Genomic DNA, 1,009 nt, shown 5'->3' with positions numbered 1-1,009 from the left:
CAGAAATTGATCCATAAAACCAAGGATAAACACTTCGCTCGACGTCTTATCGCTATGCTGATGCTGCATCAAGGGCTGTCGATTACTGACGTTCATCATGCTACTGGTGCAGCACGCTCCAGTATTGGTCGTTGGTTAGGCTGGTATACCGAAAGCGGCGTTGATGGGCTTAAATCTCTGCAGCTGGGACGGCCGGCAAGCTTGCCCATAGACCCCATATTGCTCTGTCTATCTTTGCTTATTCAGCTATGCCCACAGGACTTTGGTTACCAACGTAGCCGCTGGAGCAGTGAACTGCTTGCCATGGTGATTAATGCACAGCTTAAGCTCAGCATCGCTGCATCCACCGTCCGCCGATTACTACCCAAAGCAGGAATGGTCTGGCGCCGCTCGGCTCCGACATTGCGTATCAAAGACCCACACAAAGAGGAGAAAATGGCCGCGATAAATCAGGCACTTGAGCAGTGTTGCGTCGAGCATCCGGTTTTCTATGAAGATGAAGTAGACATCGACTTGAACCCAAAAATCGGGGCAGATTGGATGCCAAAAGGACAACAAAAACGCGTTGTCACCCCAGGCAACAACCGTAAGCATTACATAGCTGGAGCCCTGCATGCCAGCACCGGGAAAGTGCTTTATGTAAGCCACGATAGCAAAGCGTCAGAGCTGTTTATTGCCATGTTGGAGAAGCTTAAGCGTCATTACCGCAAAGCCAAAACCATCACGCTCATCCTGGACAATTACATTATTCATAAGAGCCGTAAGACCGTAGCTTGGCTCAAGCATAATCCCAAATTCAGATTACTATTTCAGCCGGTATACTCGCCGTGGGTCAACAAGATAGAACGCTTATGGCTCGCACTGCATGAAACGGTAACCCGCAATCACGCTTGCAGGAACATACGGGAACTGCTTGGCATGGTATGGCATTTTATGGGAACCGTTTCCCCATTTCCTGGCAGTGGGCATGGCACGGCGAAAATGTAGCAGTATTCGGATCAGCTATTTA

General features: G+C 49.5%; 1 protein-coding gene. It reads left to right on the top strand.

Annotated features, from left to right (window positions below; translation table 11 throughout):
* Positions 1 to 987, top strand: a 987-nt coding sequence (locus AEA42_RS09850; protein ID WP_080612416.1) for an IS630 family transposase, incomplete at its 5' end; no start/stop codon positions are given.
* Positions 988 to 1,009 lie beyond the last annotated feature (22 nt).

The organism is Shewanella sp. Sh95 (assembly GCF_001308045.1).
Taxonomy (GTDB): Bacteria; Pseudomonadota; Gammaproteobacteria; order Enterobacterales; family Shewanellaceae; genus Shewanella; species Shewanella xiamenensis.
This window is presented reverse-complemented; position numbering and strand designations above follow the sequence as displayed.